Annotated in this window: 16 protein-coding genes; 15 read left to right on the top strand and 1 reads right to left on the bottom strand. The window is 66.7% G+C overall.

From position 1 onward, the window contains the following. Window positions 1-14 precede the first annotated feature (14 nt). The 11 genes from IWX62_RS06475 to nusB all read left to right on the top strand — a co-directional run bounded on the left by IWX62_RS06475 (window position 15) and on the right by nusB (window position 10,184). Window positions 15-389, top strand: coding sequence for a DUF948 domain-containing protein (locus IWX62_RS06475; RefSeq protein WP_196840562.1), 375 nt, complete (start codon window positions 15-17; stop codon window positions 387-389). An 8-nt stretch (window positions 390-397) separates the two neighbouring features. Beyond that, a complete protein-coding gene (locus tag IWX62_RS06470) occupies window positions 398-655 on the top strand; it encodes a DUF6167 family protein (RefSeq protein WP_333483245.1) in 258 nt (85 codons plus the stop codon). Between the two features lie 98 nt (window positions 656-753). Beyond that, window positions 754-3,432 carry an alanine--tRNA ligase gene (alaS, locus tag IWX62_RS06465; protein WP_196840561.1) on the top strand — a complete coding sequence of 893 codons (2,679 nt, stop codon included), beginning with the start codon at window positions 754-756 and terminating at the stop codon, window positions 3,430-3,432. A gap of 19 nt (window positions 3,433-3,451) precedes the next feature. Then, window positions 3,452-4,048 carry a Holliday junction resolvase RuvX gene (gene ruvX / locus IWX62_RS06460; RefSeq protein WP_196840560.1) on the top strand — a complete coding sequence of 199 codons (597 nt, stop codon included), beginning with the start codon at window positions 3,452-3,454 and terminating at the stop codon, window positions 4,046-4,048. Next, window positions 4,045-5,283 (top strand): endolytic transglycosylase MltG, encoded by a 1,239-nt coding sequence (gene mltG, locus IWX62_RS06455; protein ID WP_196840559.1) that lies wholly within the window; start codon window positions 4,045-4,047, stop codon window positions 5,281-5,283. The genes ruvX and mltG overlap by 4 nt, the downstream gene beginning before the upstream one ends. Continuing rightward, complete coding sequence (locus IWX62_RS06450) at window positions 5,284-6,195, top strand: shikimate dehydrogenase (protein WP_196840558.1); 912 nt, start codon at window positions 5,284-5,286, stop codon at window positions 6,193-6,195. Between the two features lie 32 nt (window positions 6,196-6,227). Then, a complete protein-coding gene (aroC, locus tag IWX62_RS06445; protein ID WP_196840557.1) occupies window positions 6,228-7,427 on the top strand; it encodes a chorismate synthase in 1,200 nt (399 codons plus the stop codon). Between the two features lie 41 nt (window positions 7,428-7,468). Continuing rightward, entirely contained in the window at window positions 7,469-7,978 is a 510-nt protein-coding gene (locus IWX62_RS06440; protein ID WP_333483244.1) for a shikimate kinase, read from the top strand. Continuing rightward, on the top strand, window positions 7,968-9,077 hold the full coding sequence (gene aroB / locus IWX62_RS06435; RefSeq protein ID WP_196840555.1) for a 3-dehydroquinate synthase: 1,110 nt from the start codon (window positions 7,968-7,970) through the stop codon (window positions 9,075-9,077). The genes IWX62_RS06440 and aroB overlap by 11 nt, the downstream gene beginning before the upstream one ends. A gap of 136 nt (window positions 9,078-9,213) precedes the next feature. Beyond that, window positions 9,214-9,777: an elongation factor P gene (efp, locus tag IWX62_RS06430; protein WP_196840554.1), complete on the top strand. Its 564-nt coding sequence runs from the start codon at window positions 9,214-9,216 to the stop codon at window positions 9,775-9,777. Further along, a complete protein-coding gene (nusB, locus tag IWX62_RS06425) occupies window positions 9,774-10,184 on the top strand; it encodes a transcription antitermination factor NusB (protein ID WP_196840553.1) in 411 nt (136 codons plus the stop codon). Before efp ends, nusB begins: the two co-directional genes overlap by 4 nt. 168 nt (window positions 10,185-10,352) lie before the next feature. Here the strand turns inward: nusB and IWX62_RS06420 are convergent, their stop codons facing one another. After that, window positions 10,353-11,543, bottom strand: coding sequence for a PrsW family intramembrane metalloprotease (locus IWX62_RS06420; protein WP_333483243.1), 1,191 nt, complete (start codon window positions 11,541-11,543; stop codon window positions 10,353-10,355). A gap of 115 nt (window positions 11,544-11,658) precedes the next feature. On the opposite strand from IWX62_RS06420, the gene pyrR reads away from it, so the two are divergent. Genes pyrR through IWX62_RS06400 form a run of 4 tightly spaced genes read left to right on the top strand, consistent with a single transcriptional unit; the run spans window position 11,659 to window position 15,147 of the window. Next, window positions 11,659-12,258: a bifunctional pyr operon transcriptional regulator/uracil phosphoribosyltransferase PyrR gene (gene pyrR, locus IWX62_RS06415; protein WP_333483263.1), complete on the top strand. Its 600-nt coding sequence runs from the start codon at window positions 11,659-11,661 to the stop codon at window positions 12,256-12,258. Next, a complete protein-coding gene (locus IWX62_RS06410) occupies window positions 12,255-13,265 on the top strand; it encodes an aspartate carbamoyltransferase catalytic subunit (RefSeq protein ID WP_196840550.1) in 1,011 nt (336 codons plus the stop codon). Before pyrR ends, IWX62_RS06410 begins: the two co-directional genes overlap by 4 nt. Further along, window positions 13,262-14,605 carry a dihydroorotase gene (locus tag IWX62_RS06405; RefSeq protein WP_196840549.1) on the top strand — a complete coding sequence of 448 codons (1,344 nt, stop codon included), beginning with the start codon at window positions 13,262-13,264 and terminating at the stop codon, window positions 14,603-14,605. The genes IWX62_RS06410 and IWX62_RS06405 overlap by 4 nt, the downstream gene beginning before the upstream one ends. Then, the gene (locus IWX62_RS06400) at window positions 14,593-15,147 is read left to right on the top strand and encodes a PH-like domain-containing protein (protein ID WP_196840548.1); all 555 of its coding nucleotides are present in this window, start codon (window positions 14,593-14,595) and stop codon (window positions 15,145-15,147) included. Before IWX62_RS06405 ends, IWX62_RS06400 begins: the two co-directional genes overlap by 13 nt. Window position 15,148 lies beyond the last annotated feature (1 nt).

The following is a 15,148-nucleotide window of genomic DNA, read 5'->3' as shown; positions in this document are numbered from 1 at the left end:
AGGAGACACGATCCATGTCTGGTGGAGATATCGCCGGTCTCATCGCAGCCGGTGTATTCGCCGTGCTGGTAGCACTGCTCGCTGTGCCGGTGTGGAAGCTCGGTAAAGTTTTTGACGAACTGCGGACCACGATCAGGAGCGTCAGCAACGAGACCACGCCCCTGATCGAAGAGGTGACCAGCACCGTCACCACCACGCATCAGCAGCTGAAGAACGTTGATGGGATCACGTCCAACGTCTCCGACGCGACCGCCAACCTCTCCGCCCTGTCCTCCCTGGTCGCCGCCACCGTGGGTGCGCCGCTGATCAAGGTAGCGGCGTTCTCCTACGGCGTCCGCACCGCCCTGGCCGGTCGCAGCAAACCCGCCCCCCGCCGCCGCAGCCGTTGAGGAAAACCATGAAAAACACCATGATCATGCGAGTTATCTGGATGGGCGCCGGTGTCGCCATCGGTGTAATCGCCGTACGCAAACTCTCCTCGGTCGCTGACAGCTACGGACCCGCCGGGCTCAACCGCGCGATGGGCGAGGTCACCGACGGTATCGCCCACTTCGCCGACACGCTGCGCTCAGGCATGCAGGAGCGCGAGTCCGACCTCCGGGCGGCCCTCGGCATCGACCCCGCCGCCATCCGCCCCGACCGGGCCGGCCACTAAGCCGCCGCTGGCTTCCCAGCCGGCCCTGCACTGCGGATCCAGTGAGGCGCCACCCACAGGATCCTTCACTGAACAGATCATAAGGACTGATAGCTTCCATGAAATCCCATGAGATTGCCCGCCGCTGGCTCGCCTATTTCGAGGGCAAGGGGCACACTGTTGTGCCGTCGGCGTCGCTGGTGTCGACCGATCCGTCACTGTTGTTCAACATCGCCGGCATGGTTCCTTTCATCCCGTATCTGACGGCGCGCGAGAAGGCCCCGTTTGACCGTGCCACCAGTATCCAGAAGTGCATCAGGACCGGTGACATCGAGGAAGTCGGCAAAACGGCCCGCCACGGCACGTTCTTCCAGATGTGCGGCAACTTCTCCTTTGGTGACTATTTCAAGGAAGGCGCCATTCCGATGGCGTGGGAACTGCTGACCTCGTCCCTCGACGACGGCGGTTTCGGACTCGACCCCGACCGCCTCTGGGTTACCGTTTACCAGGACGACGACGAGGCCCTCGCCATCTGGCGCGACCAGGTGGGAGTTCCCGCCGAGCGGATCCAGAAGCTGGGCGAAGCCGAAAACTACTGGAGCACCGGACAGCCCGGCCCTGGCGGCCCCTGCTCGGAAATCTTCTACGACCGGGGACCCGAGTACGGTATCGCCGGCGGGCCCGCCACCGATTCGCCGCGGTACATTGAAATCTGGAACCTGGTGTTCATGCAGTACCAGCTGTCAGCGGTGCGCAGCAAGGAAGACTTTGACATCGCCGGCGAACTGCCAGCAAAGAACATTGACACCGGGCTGGGCCTGGAGCGCCTTGCCCTGGTCCTGCAGGGTGTCGAGAACATGTACGAAACCGATCAGGTCCGCCCGGTCCTCGACCGTGCCGCCGAGCTGTCGGGCAAAACCTACACCAGCGCCGAATCGGACACCGACCCGCACCACACCGACGATGTCCGCATGCGGGTTGTGGCCGACCACATCCGGTCGGCGCTGATGCTCATCGCCGACGGCGTCACCCCCTCCAACGAGGGCCGCGGGTATGTGCTGCGCCGCCTGATCCGGCGTGCCGTTCGCGCCATGCGCCTGCTCGGCGTCGAATCCGCCTGCCTGCCGGAGCTGCTGCCGGCCTCCCGGGATGCCATGAAGGGCACCTACCCGGAGGTGGAGAAGGACTTCGAGCGGATCAGCCGGATCGCCTACGCCGAGGAGCGTGCGTTCCTGCGCACCATCGCGTCGGGCACCGCGCGGCTTGAGGGAGCGGTCCAGGAATCCAAGGCTGCAGGCCGGCCCCTGTCCGGCGAGGATGCGTTCGCCCTGCATGACACGTTCGGGTTCCCCATCGACCTGACCCTCGAGATGGCGGCTGAGGCTGGCCTGGCCGTCGACGCCGACGGGTTCCGTGCGCTGATGCTCGAGCAGCGCCAGCGCGCCCAGGCCGACGCCCGGGGCAAGAAAGCCGGTCAGGCTGACCTGTCGGTTTTCACCGAGCTGTTGGCCAGCGGCCAGACGGTTTTCACCGGCTACGACGAGCTCACCACCGAATCCCTCGTCGCCGGAATAGTGCGCGACGGCGTCGCCGTACCCGCAGCGTCCCAGGGCGAGGAAATCGACCTCATCCTCGACCAGACGCCGTTCTATGCGGAAGCCGGTGGCCAGGCCGCCGACGTCGGCCTCATCACGGGCAACGGGTTCCTCGTCGAGGTGCTCGATGTCCAGCGCCCCGTGAAGGGCCTGAGCGTCCACCGGGCGGTCGTCAGGGAGGGTGAGCTGTCGGTCGGCGCGCCAGTGGTGGCGGCTGTGGACCGGCAGCGTCGCCACGCGGGGGAGCAGGCCCACTCGGGCACCCACATTGTGCATGCTGCACTGCACCAGATCCTCGGCCCCGAGGCGCTGCAGCGCGGCTCCTTCAACAAGGCAGGCTACCTGCGGTTCGACTTCTCCTGGGGCGAGGGCATCAGTGCTGGAGCCAAGTCGGAGATCGAAGAGGTCTCCAATATCGCGATCCGCAACAACCACACCGTGGAGACCAAGCTGATGAAGCTTGACGAGGCGAAGGCCCTCGGCGCTACAGCGCTGTTCGGCGAAGCCTACGGGGACACCGTCAGGGTGGTCGAGATTGACGGCGACTGGTCGCGCGAACTGTGCGGCGGCACCCATGTCGGGTCGACGTCGCTGATCGGTTCCCTCACCCTGCTTGGCGAACAGTCGGTAGGCTCAGGAAACCGGCGCGTCGAGGCCCTGGTCGGCATGGACGCGTTCCGCCATCTCGCGGCCGAGCGAGCCCTCGTCACCGAGCTGTCCGACATGCTCAAGGTGCCGTCAGTCCAGCTCCCGGAGCGGTTGTCGGCCACCCTGGCCAAGCTCAAGGCCGCCGAAAAGGAGCTCGAACGGCTCCGAAAGGAAGCCCTCGGCGCCTCAGCTGCCGCCCTGACGGGCAGTGCGGTCGACGTCGACGGCGTCCGCCTCCTCGCCCACGACGCCGGAACGATCGGTGGCGCGGACGACCTGCGGACCCTCGCGCTGGATCTGAGGAACAGGCTCGGATCGGGTGCCGCTGTGGTGGCGGCTGCCGGAGTCAGCAACGACCGGCCCATGGTGCTGGTGGCGACCAATGAGGAAGCCCGCGCGGCCGGTGTGAAGGCGGGCGCCCTGGTCAGGGTTGCCGCCGGGATCCTCGGCGGTGGCGGTGGCGGCAAGGACGACGTCGCGCAGGGTGGCGGTTCCGACCCCTCCCAGGTCGGCGCTGCCCTCGCGGCCATCCGGGCCGCAGTCGCGTCCCGCTGACCCGGTTCGTGAGGCGACAATGACCGATCACCCGGCCAATCCCACCGACGACTACCCCCGCGGCGTCAAGCTTGGCGTCGACGTGGGGATGGTCAGGGTGGGACTGGCCAGCAGCGACAGCGGGTCCCTCCTCGCCACCCCGGTGCGGACCATGAAAAGGGATCTGAAAAAGAAGTCAGACCTCAATATCCTGATCAGGGAAATCACCGAGCGCGACGCCGTCCAGGTGTTTGTCGGGCTGCCGCGGAACCTGAGCGGGACCGATTCGGCCTCCACGGACATGGCGCGGGGGTATGCGCTGGAGCTCGCCAACGCGATTGCTCGGGCCAGCCTTGCCGTCAGTGTCCGCCTTATCGACGAGCGGCTGAGCACTGTTTCAGCGCACCGGTCCTTGCGCCAAGCTGGCTTGAATACCCGCAACCATCGTAAGGTGGTAGATCAGGTGGCAGCTGTGGAAATTCTCCAGCACGCCATCGACATGCAACGGTCACAGCTGCGGGATGTGGGGGAACCGGTCGCAGCACGACAGCGGATCCACTCACCACGGGATCAGCTGTCCCCTACCAAGGAGCCAGACATTACGGAGAACAGCCGCGAAAGGAACCTGGAACTGTGAGCCATCACCACCCCCAGTTCCCGGCCGCCGACAGCGAACCTGGTCGACACGCCGACGATGGTCAGCACGACGGCGTGTACGACGACCCTCACGACCAGGCAGTCCAGCCGGTGGAAGAGTTCTTCGAACCACGGTCCAGCAACCGCCGCAACCGCCGCCCCTCGAAGGCGAGACAGCGCCGCCGACGCCGCCGCACCGTGGTCATGCTGGTGGTCGTCCTCGCCTTTATTGGCGTCGTGGTTGCCGTCTCCCTCATGCTGCGAGACCTGCTGGGCCTCGACGACATCAAGGACTATCCAGGACCCGGGGAGGGCAGCGTGGTCTTCACCGTGCCCGAGGGTGCCGGTCCGCTGGCCATCGGCACGGGCCTCCAGGCCGTAGACATTGTCGCCGACGAGGCCGAATTCGTGTCCGCGCTGCAGCAGGTCGCAGATGGCCGCGAAGTGCAGCCCGGCGAGTACGAGCTGAGCTACCAGATGTCCTCCGAGGGTGCAGCCCTCGCCCTGCTCGACGTCGAAGCCAACCAGGTGCATTACGCGGCCGTGGCACAGGGCCTGCGTCAGGGTGAAACGCTGGACATCCTTGCCGAGTCGACCGCCATCCCCCGCGAGGAATTCGATGAGCTGGCGGCTGAACCCACCCAGTTCGGGCTCCCCGAAGAGGCGACAACCCTCGAGGGTTATCTTGCCCCGGGTGAGTACAGGTTCGACGTCGACGCGACGGCCACCGAGATGCTCCAGATCATGGTCGATGCCTCCTTTGCCCTGCTGGAGGACGCAGGCGTCACCGATCCCGCTGAACAGTTCAGGATCCTCACCATCGGCAGCATCATCGAAGCCGAGGCGGGTGAAGCCGACTACGCTGCGGTGTCGGGCGCCATCGAGAACCGGCTGCAGGAAGACAACACCGAGACCAACGGGCTCATCCAGTCGGACGCCACCGTCACGTATGGGTTGGACCGCCGGAGTTTCGACTTCACCGAAGAGGAACGCGCCGACGAATCCAACCCCTACAACACGTTCGCCAACCCCGGGCTCCCCGTGGGGCCGATCGGGTCGCCGGGAGCCGAGGCCATCGATGCAGCGGTCAATCCTGCTGACGTGCCCTTCTATTACTGGGTCACCGTCGATCTCGACACCGGTGAAACGAAGTTCTCCGAAACCCTCGCCGAACACGCCGTCTACGTTGCCGAATACCAGGCCTGGTGCACCGACAACCCCGGCAGGTGCATCTAGGTGAGCCCGTCGGCGCACTCCGCCGCCGGCACCCCTGAAGGGACCCGCCACCGGCGGGCCGCGGTGATCGGGAGCCCCATCGGGCACTCCCGATCACCCGTCCTGCACCGCGCCGCCTACGCCCACCTGGGTTTGGACTGCAGCTACGACGCCGTCGAGGTGCTGCCGCCGGACCTGGCGTCGTTCATGGAGCAGGTTCGCCACGACGATCAGTGGTGCGGTCTGTCGGTCACCATGCCGCACAAGGCGGCGATGGTTCCCCTGGTGCACCGGTTGACCGGTCCCGCCGCGGTGCTGAAGGTCCTCAATACGGTGACTGTCGACGGCGCCGGATCGGACCGCGTCCTCACCGGCCACAACACTGACGTTGCCGGGATTGTTGGCGCGCTCAGATACGGCGGAGTGACCCACCCGCCCGGCTCCGCGGTGATTCTGGGCGGCGGAGGAACCGCTGCAGCATCACTGGCCGCACTGCAGCTTCTCGGTGCTGACCACGCCACCGTCGTCGTCCGCTCACCGGAGCGGGCCGCGTCCCTGCAGGACCTGGGACGCACTCTGGGCCTTGGCGTCGAGCTCCGTGAGTGGAGCGCCGCCGCGGCCTGTGTCCTGACCGCCGACGTCGCCATCTCAACACTGCCTCCGCGGGGAGCCGACCCGCTGGGCGGCGAACTCCTGGCCGCGCCCGCAGCATCGACGACTGCCGCGCCGGTGCTGCTCGACGTCGCCTACGACCCCTGGCCCAGCGCCCTTGCCAGCGCCTGGCAGGCCCGGGGAGGCATCATCGTTCCGGGCCTGGAGATGCTCATCTATCAGGCGGTGGAACAGGTCAGGCTATTCTCGGGGGCCGCTTTCGCCGATGGTGCAGGGGTCCTAAAAGTCATGTGTGACGCAGTCGGAGCCGCCGCGCGCTGAAACAGCAGCGCCACCGTGGCAGGATTGGAAGCATGTTGCGTTGGTTAACTGCCGGAGAATCCCACGGACCGGCACTGGTGGGAATTATTGAAGGAATGCCTGCGGGCGTGGAGATCGCGAGCGGTGACATCCAGGCGGCGCTGGCCCGCAGGCGGCTCGGCTACGGTCGTGGCGCCCGGATGAAGTTTGAGCAGGATCAGGTCAGTATCATTGGAGGCGTCCGGCACGGGATCACCCAAGGTGGGCCCGTCGCCGTGCAGGTGGGCAACACCGAGTGGCCCAAGTGGGACCGGATCATGTCCGCCGATCCGGTGGATCCCGCCGAACTGGCCGAGCTGGCCCGCAATGCGCCGCTCACCCGCCCCCGGCCGGGACACGCCGACTTCACCGGAATGCAGAAGTACGGGTTCGACGAGGCACGGCCCGTCCTCGAACGCGCCAGCGCCCGGGAGACAGCCGCCCGCGTTGCCCTCGGCGAGGTAGCCGCACGGTTCCTGTCGGCACTCGGCATCCGCCTCGTGAGCCACACGGTGGCAATCGCCTCGGTTGCCGTCCCCGAAGGATCAGCGCTTCCCCGACCCACCGATGTGCTGGCCCTGGACCAGGATCCGTTGCGCTGCTTCGACAGCGAGACGTCCCTGGCCATGGTCTCGGAGGTGGACGCCGCCCACAAGGAGGGCGAGACTCTCGGCGGTGTCGTTGAGGTAGTGGTCTACGGACTGCCACCAGGCCTGGGAAGCTACGTTCACTGGGACCGGCGGCTGGACTCCCGGCTCGCCGCCGCCCTGATGGGGATCCAGGCCATCAAGGGCGTCGAGGTGGGCGACGGGTTCCTCACTGCTGCGCGGAGAGGCTCCAAAGCGCACGACGAAATGGTGCGCGGTGACTCAGGCATGATCGAGCGCACCAGCAACCGCGCCGGCGGCATCGAGGGTGGCATGAGCATCGGCGACACCCTCCGGGTCCGCGCCGCCATGAAACCGATCGCCACCGTCCCCCGGGCGCTGCGCACCATCGACGTCAGCACCGGGGACGCGGCCCGAGCCCACCACCAGCGGTCCGACGTCTGCGCGGTACCCGCAGCGGGTGTGGTCGCTGAGGCGATGGTGGCCCTGGTGATCGCCGAAGCGGTGACCGAAAAGTTTGGCGGGGACTCGGTTCAGGAGACCGCACGGAATCTTGAAGCTTATCTGGCAGCCATTCCCACGTCCCTGAATTCGGCCGGGAACTAATGCCCTCACCCGCCGTAGGGCCGGTGGTTTTCATCGGACTGATGGCTACCGGCAAGTCAGCCGTCGGCGCCAGCCTGGCCGCGCGCCTCGGCTGGACGTTCGTGGACACCGACCAGCTCATTGTCCAGCGGCACGGGCGGATCAGCATGATCTTCGCCCAGCAGGGCGAGCAGGCGTTCAGGACGCTTGAGGCACGGGCCGTCGCCGAGGTACTGGGCGCCGCACCAGCCACCCAGGTGGTGTCCCTGGGCGGTGGCGCGGTCCTCGACGAAGGCACCCGCACCCTGCTCGGCGGCGCGCGGGTTGTGTTCCTCGATGCTGACCTCGCCACCGTGCGGCGCCGGATTACCCGTGACCGGAGCCGGCCGCTCCTGGCCGGCGACCCGGTGGAAGCCTGGTCACGGATGGACCGGGAGCGGCGGCCGCTCTACGAAAGCCTAGCCAACCACGTACTTGACACGCGGGGCCGCAGCATCGAGCAGCTTGTCACCGAGCTCATTGAACAACTTCAGCTGAACCAGAATAAAGGAGGGGACCGTCATGGCGCATGAGCCGACAGTCACCAGCGAACCGACCATCATCAAGGTCACCGGAACCACCGCTGCCGAAAACTATGACGTGGTCATCGGCCATGGCCTGCTTGAACGGCTCCCCGCCGTCCTGGGCGAGCGGGTGCGCAGGGTCCTGGTGATCCACCCCCGCGCTCTGAGGAGCACCGGCGACACGGTACGGGCCGAATTGGCCGACGCCGGTTTCACCGCCGTGACAGCAGAAATTCCCGACGCCGAAGAGGGCAAACACATCCAGGTGGCTGCCTTCTGCTGGCAGGTCCTGGGACAGAACGACTTCACCCGCTCCGACGCCGTCGTCGCCGTGGGCGGGGGAGCGGTCACCGACCTGGCAGGCTTCGTCGCCGCCACCTGGCTGCGCGGGGTCAAGGTAGTTCACCTTCCCACCAGCCTGCTCGGCATGGTCGACGCCGCCGTCGGCGGAAAGACCGGAATCAACACGGCCGAGGGCAAGAACCTTGTCGGGGCATTCCACCCTCCGGCAGCCGTCCTGGCGGACCTCGACACCCTGGTCACGCTCCCGCGCAACGAGCTGCTGACCGGCATGGCCGAGGTGGTCAAATGCGGTTTCATCGCCGATCCGCGCATCCTGGAGCTGATTGAAGCGGATCCTGCTGCCGTGTCCGACGGCGGTTCAGCGACGGTCCGCGAACTGATCGAGCGGGCTGTCGCAGTGAAGGCCGAGTTTGTGTCGGATGACCTCAAGGACCACGGGCGCCGCGAGTTCCTCAACTACGGGCACACCCTGGGCCATTCGATCGAACTTGCCGAACGCTACTCGTGGCGGCACGGCGCGGCCGTGTCGGTGGGGCTGGTGTTCGCCGCCGAGCTCTCCCGCATGGTCGGCCGGCTCAACGACGAGACAGCCGACCGCCACCGCAGCGTTCTTGAGCTCCTCGAGCTCCCGGTCACCTACCGCCGGGACCGGTGGGCAGCGCTGCTGGATGGGATGCGGCGGGACAAGAAGGCCCGGGGTGACCTTCTGCGGTTCGTGGTGCTCGACGACGTCGCCCGGCCCGGAATGCTTGAGGTGCCCGACACCTCGCTGCTGTTCGCCGCCTACCAGGAGATTGCCTCCTAAACCCTGCACCACCACCGCTCAGCACCCGGTGCCCGCGCCACAAGGTAGAATGGGCTCTGGACTTTTCCCACCTCATCACATGTGCGCCCCGGATATGCTTGCCCGGACCCCACTGTGTTAACACGAAAGAGACCCTGTGGCTACCACAAACGACATCAAAAACGGCACGGTGCTGAAGCTTGAAGGCAACCTGTGGAACGTTCTCGAGTTCCAGCACGTCAAGCCCGGCAAGGGCGGCGCCTTTGTCCGCACCAAGCTGCGCAACATCCTGTCGGGCAAGGTAGTCGACAAGACTTTCAACGCCGGTTTGAAGATCGAAACTGCCACAGTGGACCGCCGTGACTACCAGTACCTCTACAAGGACGGCGAGGACTTCGTGTTCATGGACACGTCCGACTTCGATCAGCTCACCGTCCCCGGCAAGACGGTCGGCCAGGCCGAGAACTTCATGCTCGAAAGCCTCATGGTCACCATCGCCATGCACGAGGGATCAGCACTTTACGTTGAGCTGCCGCCGTCGGTGGTCCTTGAAGTGACCTACACCGAGCCGGGTCTGCAGGGCGACCGCTCCACCGGTGGCACCAAGCCCGCCACCGTTGAAACCGGCTACGACATCCAGGTCCCGCTGTTCCTCGAGACCGGCACCAAGGTCAAGGTCGACACCCGCACCGGCGATTACCTGGGACGCGTCAACGAGTGAGCGCCCGCAGTAAAGCCCGCCGTAGGGCACTGGACATCCTTTTTGAGGCGGAGCAGCGCTCCGTCTCACCCCTGGAGGCCCTCAAGGCCCGGCGGGAGAAGACCGACACGGTGGTGGCCCCCTACTCGGTGGATATCATCGAGGGCGTCATGACGCAGGGCGAACAGATCGACGAGTTCCTGGGCACCTATTCCCAGGGGTGGACCCTGGACCGGATGCCGGCAGTGGACCGGATGATTCTGCGGATCGGCGCCTGGGAACTGCTGTACAACGCTGACGTACCCGACGGCGTCGCCGTCAGCGAGGCAGTCGAACTCGCTAAAATGCTCTCCACCGACGAGTCTCCAACCTTCGTCAACGGCCTGCTCGGGCGCCTCCAGCAGCTGAAGCCGACACTTCTCGCCTAGCAGCACCACTTCCTGATGTGCCGGCGACAACCCGGCGGAACGCGGGGTAGCCTTGCCCGGATATCGGTAATAACACTGGTTATTATTGGATTTCGCGGGAAATGTCCCACACACTGGAAAGTCCAATGGTCAGCGGCAACCGTCGCTGACCGGGCATCAGGTTCCGCCTCAACGGTGGGCGTTGGACGCTGCCGTAGTCAACAGTTCGGTGCGTAACCTTGTCACGTCAGCCAGCAGCTGCTGCTCCCGCCCGGTATTGAGCTCGACGTCGTGCCCGGCGACGATGCGCTGCCGGGTGAAGGCCAGCCGGGTGGCGGACCTGATAAACGCTTTCATGCTGCGGTACCGGCCGAACCGGCGTGCCCAGCCCAGCGCCTGCGACCGGCCGCCCCGGGTGGCCAGCATGGTGACTTCCTGCGCGGTGAACCAGCCGGCCGCAGCATAACCGCCGAGGCGGTTCTCGGTGAGACGCCGTTCGGCCCGCCGCAGCGCCACGATGCTTGCCAGCGCGGCGAGGAAGAGGGGCAGCTGGATCAGGAAGTAGAACTCGAAAAAGTCGGTGAACAGCACCAGCAGGCCGCCATTCCACAGCATATGGCCGGCAATGGCCGGCACCAGGCCCGCCAGGAAGGCCGGAAAGATGTACCGGGTGCCGCTGCGGGCGACCGCCAGTCCCAGCACCGCACCGAGGGCTGCGGTGAACATCACATGGGCAAACGGGGAGAACAGGCCCCTGATCACGAAGACCGACACCAGTTCGCCGAGTCCACCGCCATTGATGGCCGCTGCCCCGAAGTATAGAATGTTCTCGGTAAATGCGAAACCCGCGCCGACCATCCCGGCGTAGACAATGCCGTCCACCGGGCCGTCAAAGTGGCTGCGCCGGGAAAACACCAGCACCAGGACCCCGAGACCCTTGGCAACCTCCTCCACCAGAGGTGCCTGCAGCACCGGGCCAATCACATCGGACGGGGTCGACGCCAATGCGAGCGACAGTAATTCTGTGACGTAGCTCCCCAGGACCAGGGTGGCGACCACCGAGATCCCGGCACCCCACAGAAAAGCGAACCAGAGTGCCCCCCGCGGCTCAGGGTCCCACCGGTCAATCCACATCAGTCCTGCCACGCAGATCGACAGCGGGATGAGGGCGAGGATTCCGCACACGATCAACGCACCGCCGCCGAGGGTGCTGCCAAGGAACCAGGCCAGTCCCACCAGGACCAGCGCCGCCACGACGACCAGGAGCACATTGATCACGCCGGGGCCCCTCCGGACGGTCCTGTCCCACAGCGGTTGGACGGGTTGTGGTGATCCCCAGGGTGGTGGTGCCGTCGTGGTCGTCTTCGCCGTCGTTGTCATCTTCACAGACTAGATCCTGAGGGGGTGGGCGGTGCCCGCTGTGATAGTTTTGACAACGCAACCAACCTTTAAGTTCCGTCCTGTGAGGCGGGGAAGGAGGAAGCGTCCAATGACTATGCCTGCACCTCAATCCGAGACTGCTATGTCGCGTGTCGTTCTCGCCGAAGCCGATATTGACCGAGCGCTTACCCGCATCGCCCACGAAATCCTTGAAGCCAACAAGGGCACCGCCGATCTGGTGCTGTTGGGCATCCCGCGGCGGGGTTATCCGCTCGCCCAGCGTCTGGCCCGCAAGATCGCCGCAGCCGAATACCAGGCCACCGGAGCGCAGCTCGACCCGGCCCGCATGGTCGGCCAGCTCGATGTGACGATGTTCCGTGACGATCTCCGCCACCACCCCACCCGGCCGCCCCTGCCAACCCAGCTGCCGCCGTCGGGCATCGACAACAAAGTGGTGGTCCTCGTCGACGACGTCCTGTACTCCGGGCGGACCATCCGCGCAGCGCTTGATGCCCTGGTGGACCTCGGCCGGCCGCGGGCGGTCCGGCTGGCGGTTCTGGTGGACCGCGGCCACCGCGAACTGCCCATCCGCGCCGACCACGTGGGCAAAAATCTTCCCACCTCATCGGCGGAAAAGGTGCGCGTCCATCTGGCGGAAATTGACGTCGTCGCGGGCCAGCCCATCAACCAAGTTGTGATCGAGGGCCCCGCGTGAGGCACCTGCTCTCCACCCGCGACCTGTCCCGCCAGGACGCCATCCGAATCCTCGACGTCGCCGAGGAAATGTCGGCGGTCGGCGAACGGGAGATCAAGAAACTCCCGGCCCTCCGCGGCCGCACCGTGGTGAACCTCTTCTTCGAGGACTCCACCAGAACGCGGATCTCCTTCGAAGCCGCAGCCAAACGGCTCTCTGCCGACGTCATCACCTTCGCCGTCAAAGGCTCCTCCGTCTCCAAGGGCGAATCGCTGAAGGACACAGCGCAGACCCTCGAGGCCATGTCCGCCGATGCGGTGGTGATCAGGCACTGGGCGTCTGGTGCTCCGGCCCGCCTGGCGACGTCGGGTTGGATCGACGCGGCGGTCATCAACGCGGGCGATGGGATGCATGAGCACCCCACCCAGGCGCTGCTCGATGCATTCACGCTCCGCCGCCACTGGGCGAAGATCTCGGGAGTCCCCTCGGTGGGCTCCGACCTGACGGGAATGGCGGTGACCATCGTCGGCGACGTCCTGCATTCCCGGGTGGCCCGCTCCAACCTGTGGCTCCTCGAGACCCTGGGGGCTTCAGTGACGCTGGTGGCCCCGCCCACCCTGGTCCCGGTCGGTGCGGAGCAGTGGCCCTGCCGGATCACCTACAACCTTGACGAGGCGCTGGCCGCTGGACCCGACGCGGTGATGATGCTCAGGCTTCAGGCCGAACGCATGAACGCTGCCTTCTTCCCCTCGACCCGTGAATACTCGAGACGGTGGGGGTTCGACGACGCCCGGTTGGCGGCGCTCGACACCCACGGACTGGACCACACGGTCATCATGCATCCCGGCCCGATGAACCGTGGCCTCGAAATTTCGGCCGCAGCAGCCGATTCACCCCGTTCAACAGTTCTTGCCCAGGTGCGCAACGGAGTCTCAGTCAGGATGGCCGCCCTCTACCTGCTGCTCTCCGGCGAGGACCGGGCCCCCTCCGGAGCAGCCACCACCCTCACCCAGGAGACCACACGATGACCTCACCAGCCCCAGCCCGCTATCTCATCCGCGGCGCAGCGTTGCTGGGTCGGGAACGGGCGGACCTGCTCATCGCCGACGGGATCATCGCCGGCGTCGGCCAGGGACTTTCCTCACCCGGCGCCACGGTCATCGACGCCGACGGCCTCGTGGCACTCCCCGGCATGGTGGACCTGCACACCCACCTCCGCGAACCGGGCCGGGAGGACGCGGAAACCGTCGAAACGGGCACCCGCGCCGCTGCGCGGGGCGGGTTCACCGCCGTCCACGCCATGGCCAACAGCACCCCGGTGGCCGACACCGCGGGGGTGGTCGAGCAGGTGTACAGCCTGGGGCGGCGCGCCGGCTGGGTGGAGGTCCGCCCCGTCGGGGCTGTCACTGTGGGCCTCGGCGGGACCCAACTCGCTGAGCTCGGTGCCATGGCCGACTCCCGTGCCGGTGTCAGGGTGTTCTCCGACGATGGGGTGTGCGTCAGCGACCCGGTGATGATGCGCCGCGCGCTGGAGTACGTCAAGGCGTTCGACGGCGTGATCGCCCAGCACGCCCAGGAACCCCGGCTGACCGAGGGCGCCCAGATGAACGAGGGCGCCGTCTCCGCGGTACTCGGACTGACCGGCTGGCCAGCTGTCGCCGAGGAAAGCATCATCGCCCGGGACGTCCTCCTGGCCCACCACGTCCAGTCCCGGCTGCACGTCTGCCACGTCTCCACGGCAGGCTCGGTGGAGATCATCCGCTGGGCCAAGGCCCGCGGCATCAGGGTCACCGCCGAGGTCACCCCGCACCACCTGCTGCTCACGGACGAACTGGTCCGCAGCTACAACCCGGTCTACAAGGTGAACCCACCGCTGCGCACCGGCGAGGATGTCCAGGCCCTGCGGGAGGCCCTCGCGGACGGCACCATCGACGTCGTCGGCACCGATCATGCCCCGCACCCCTCCGAGCACAAGGACTGCGAGTGGGCGCAGGCGGCGATGGGCATGACCGGGCTGGAAACCGCGCTGTCGGTGGTACAGCACACCATGATCTCCACCGGGCTGATGGACTGGGAGGGTTTCGCGCGGGTCACTTCCCGCACCCCGGCGGTGATCGGTGGCCTCGACCAGCAGGGCCGCCCCCTCGCCGAGGGTGAGGCGGCTAACGTCATACTCGTCGACCCGGAGGCACGCTGGGTGGTCGATCCGGATAAAATGGCCACCATGGGCCGCAACAGCCCGTTTGCGGGCACCGAACTACCCGGGGCGGTCCACGCCACCTTCTTCAGGGGCCACCCCACCGTCCTGAACGGCCGCCTGAACACACCGCACCCAACTGCAGCTGAGGAATCACCATGGACTGGCTAACGCCCGTCGCCCTCTCACTGGGCACCATCGCCGTCGTCGTCGCCCTCGGCGCCCTGGGCTGGCGCAGCCGACTCGGCCGGCAACGCGACATTCCGGCCCCGGCCGAGGCCCCTGAAGTCCTCAGCGAACCGCTGTACATCGCAAACGGTCAATACGTCGTGACGACGACGGCGGGAGACTGGCTCGACCGCATCGCCGTCCACGGCCTGGGTGTGAAGTCCAACGCCACCGCGACGGTGCATGAGGAAGGCATCCTGATCGTCCGCAGCGGCGCACGGGACCTGTTCATCAGGCGGTCCGACCTCACCAGCGTCAGGCTGGACCGGGGCATGGCCGGCAAGTTCGTCGAAAAGGACGGGCTGGTGGTATTCACCTGGACCCTCAACGGAACCGCCGTCGACACCGGCTTCCGGACCCGCCAGGCCGAAGCCCGCACCGGCCTCCTTCACGCCGCCTCGGACCTCGCCCCCACCGACCCCCGACAGGCGGCCGACCGCCGCACCCCGTCACAGACCCAGAACCCCCCGAAGGACACACAGTGAC

It is taken from the genome of Arthrobacter sp. CAN_A1, from assembly GCF_015751665.1.
GTDB lineage: Bacteria > Actinomycetota > Actinomycetes > Actinomycetales > Micrococcaceae > Arthrobacter_D.
This window is presented reverse-complemented; position numbering and strand designations above follow the sequence as displayed.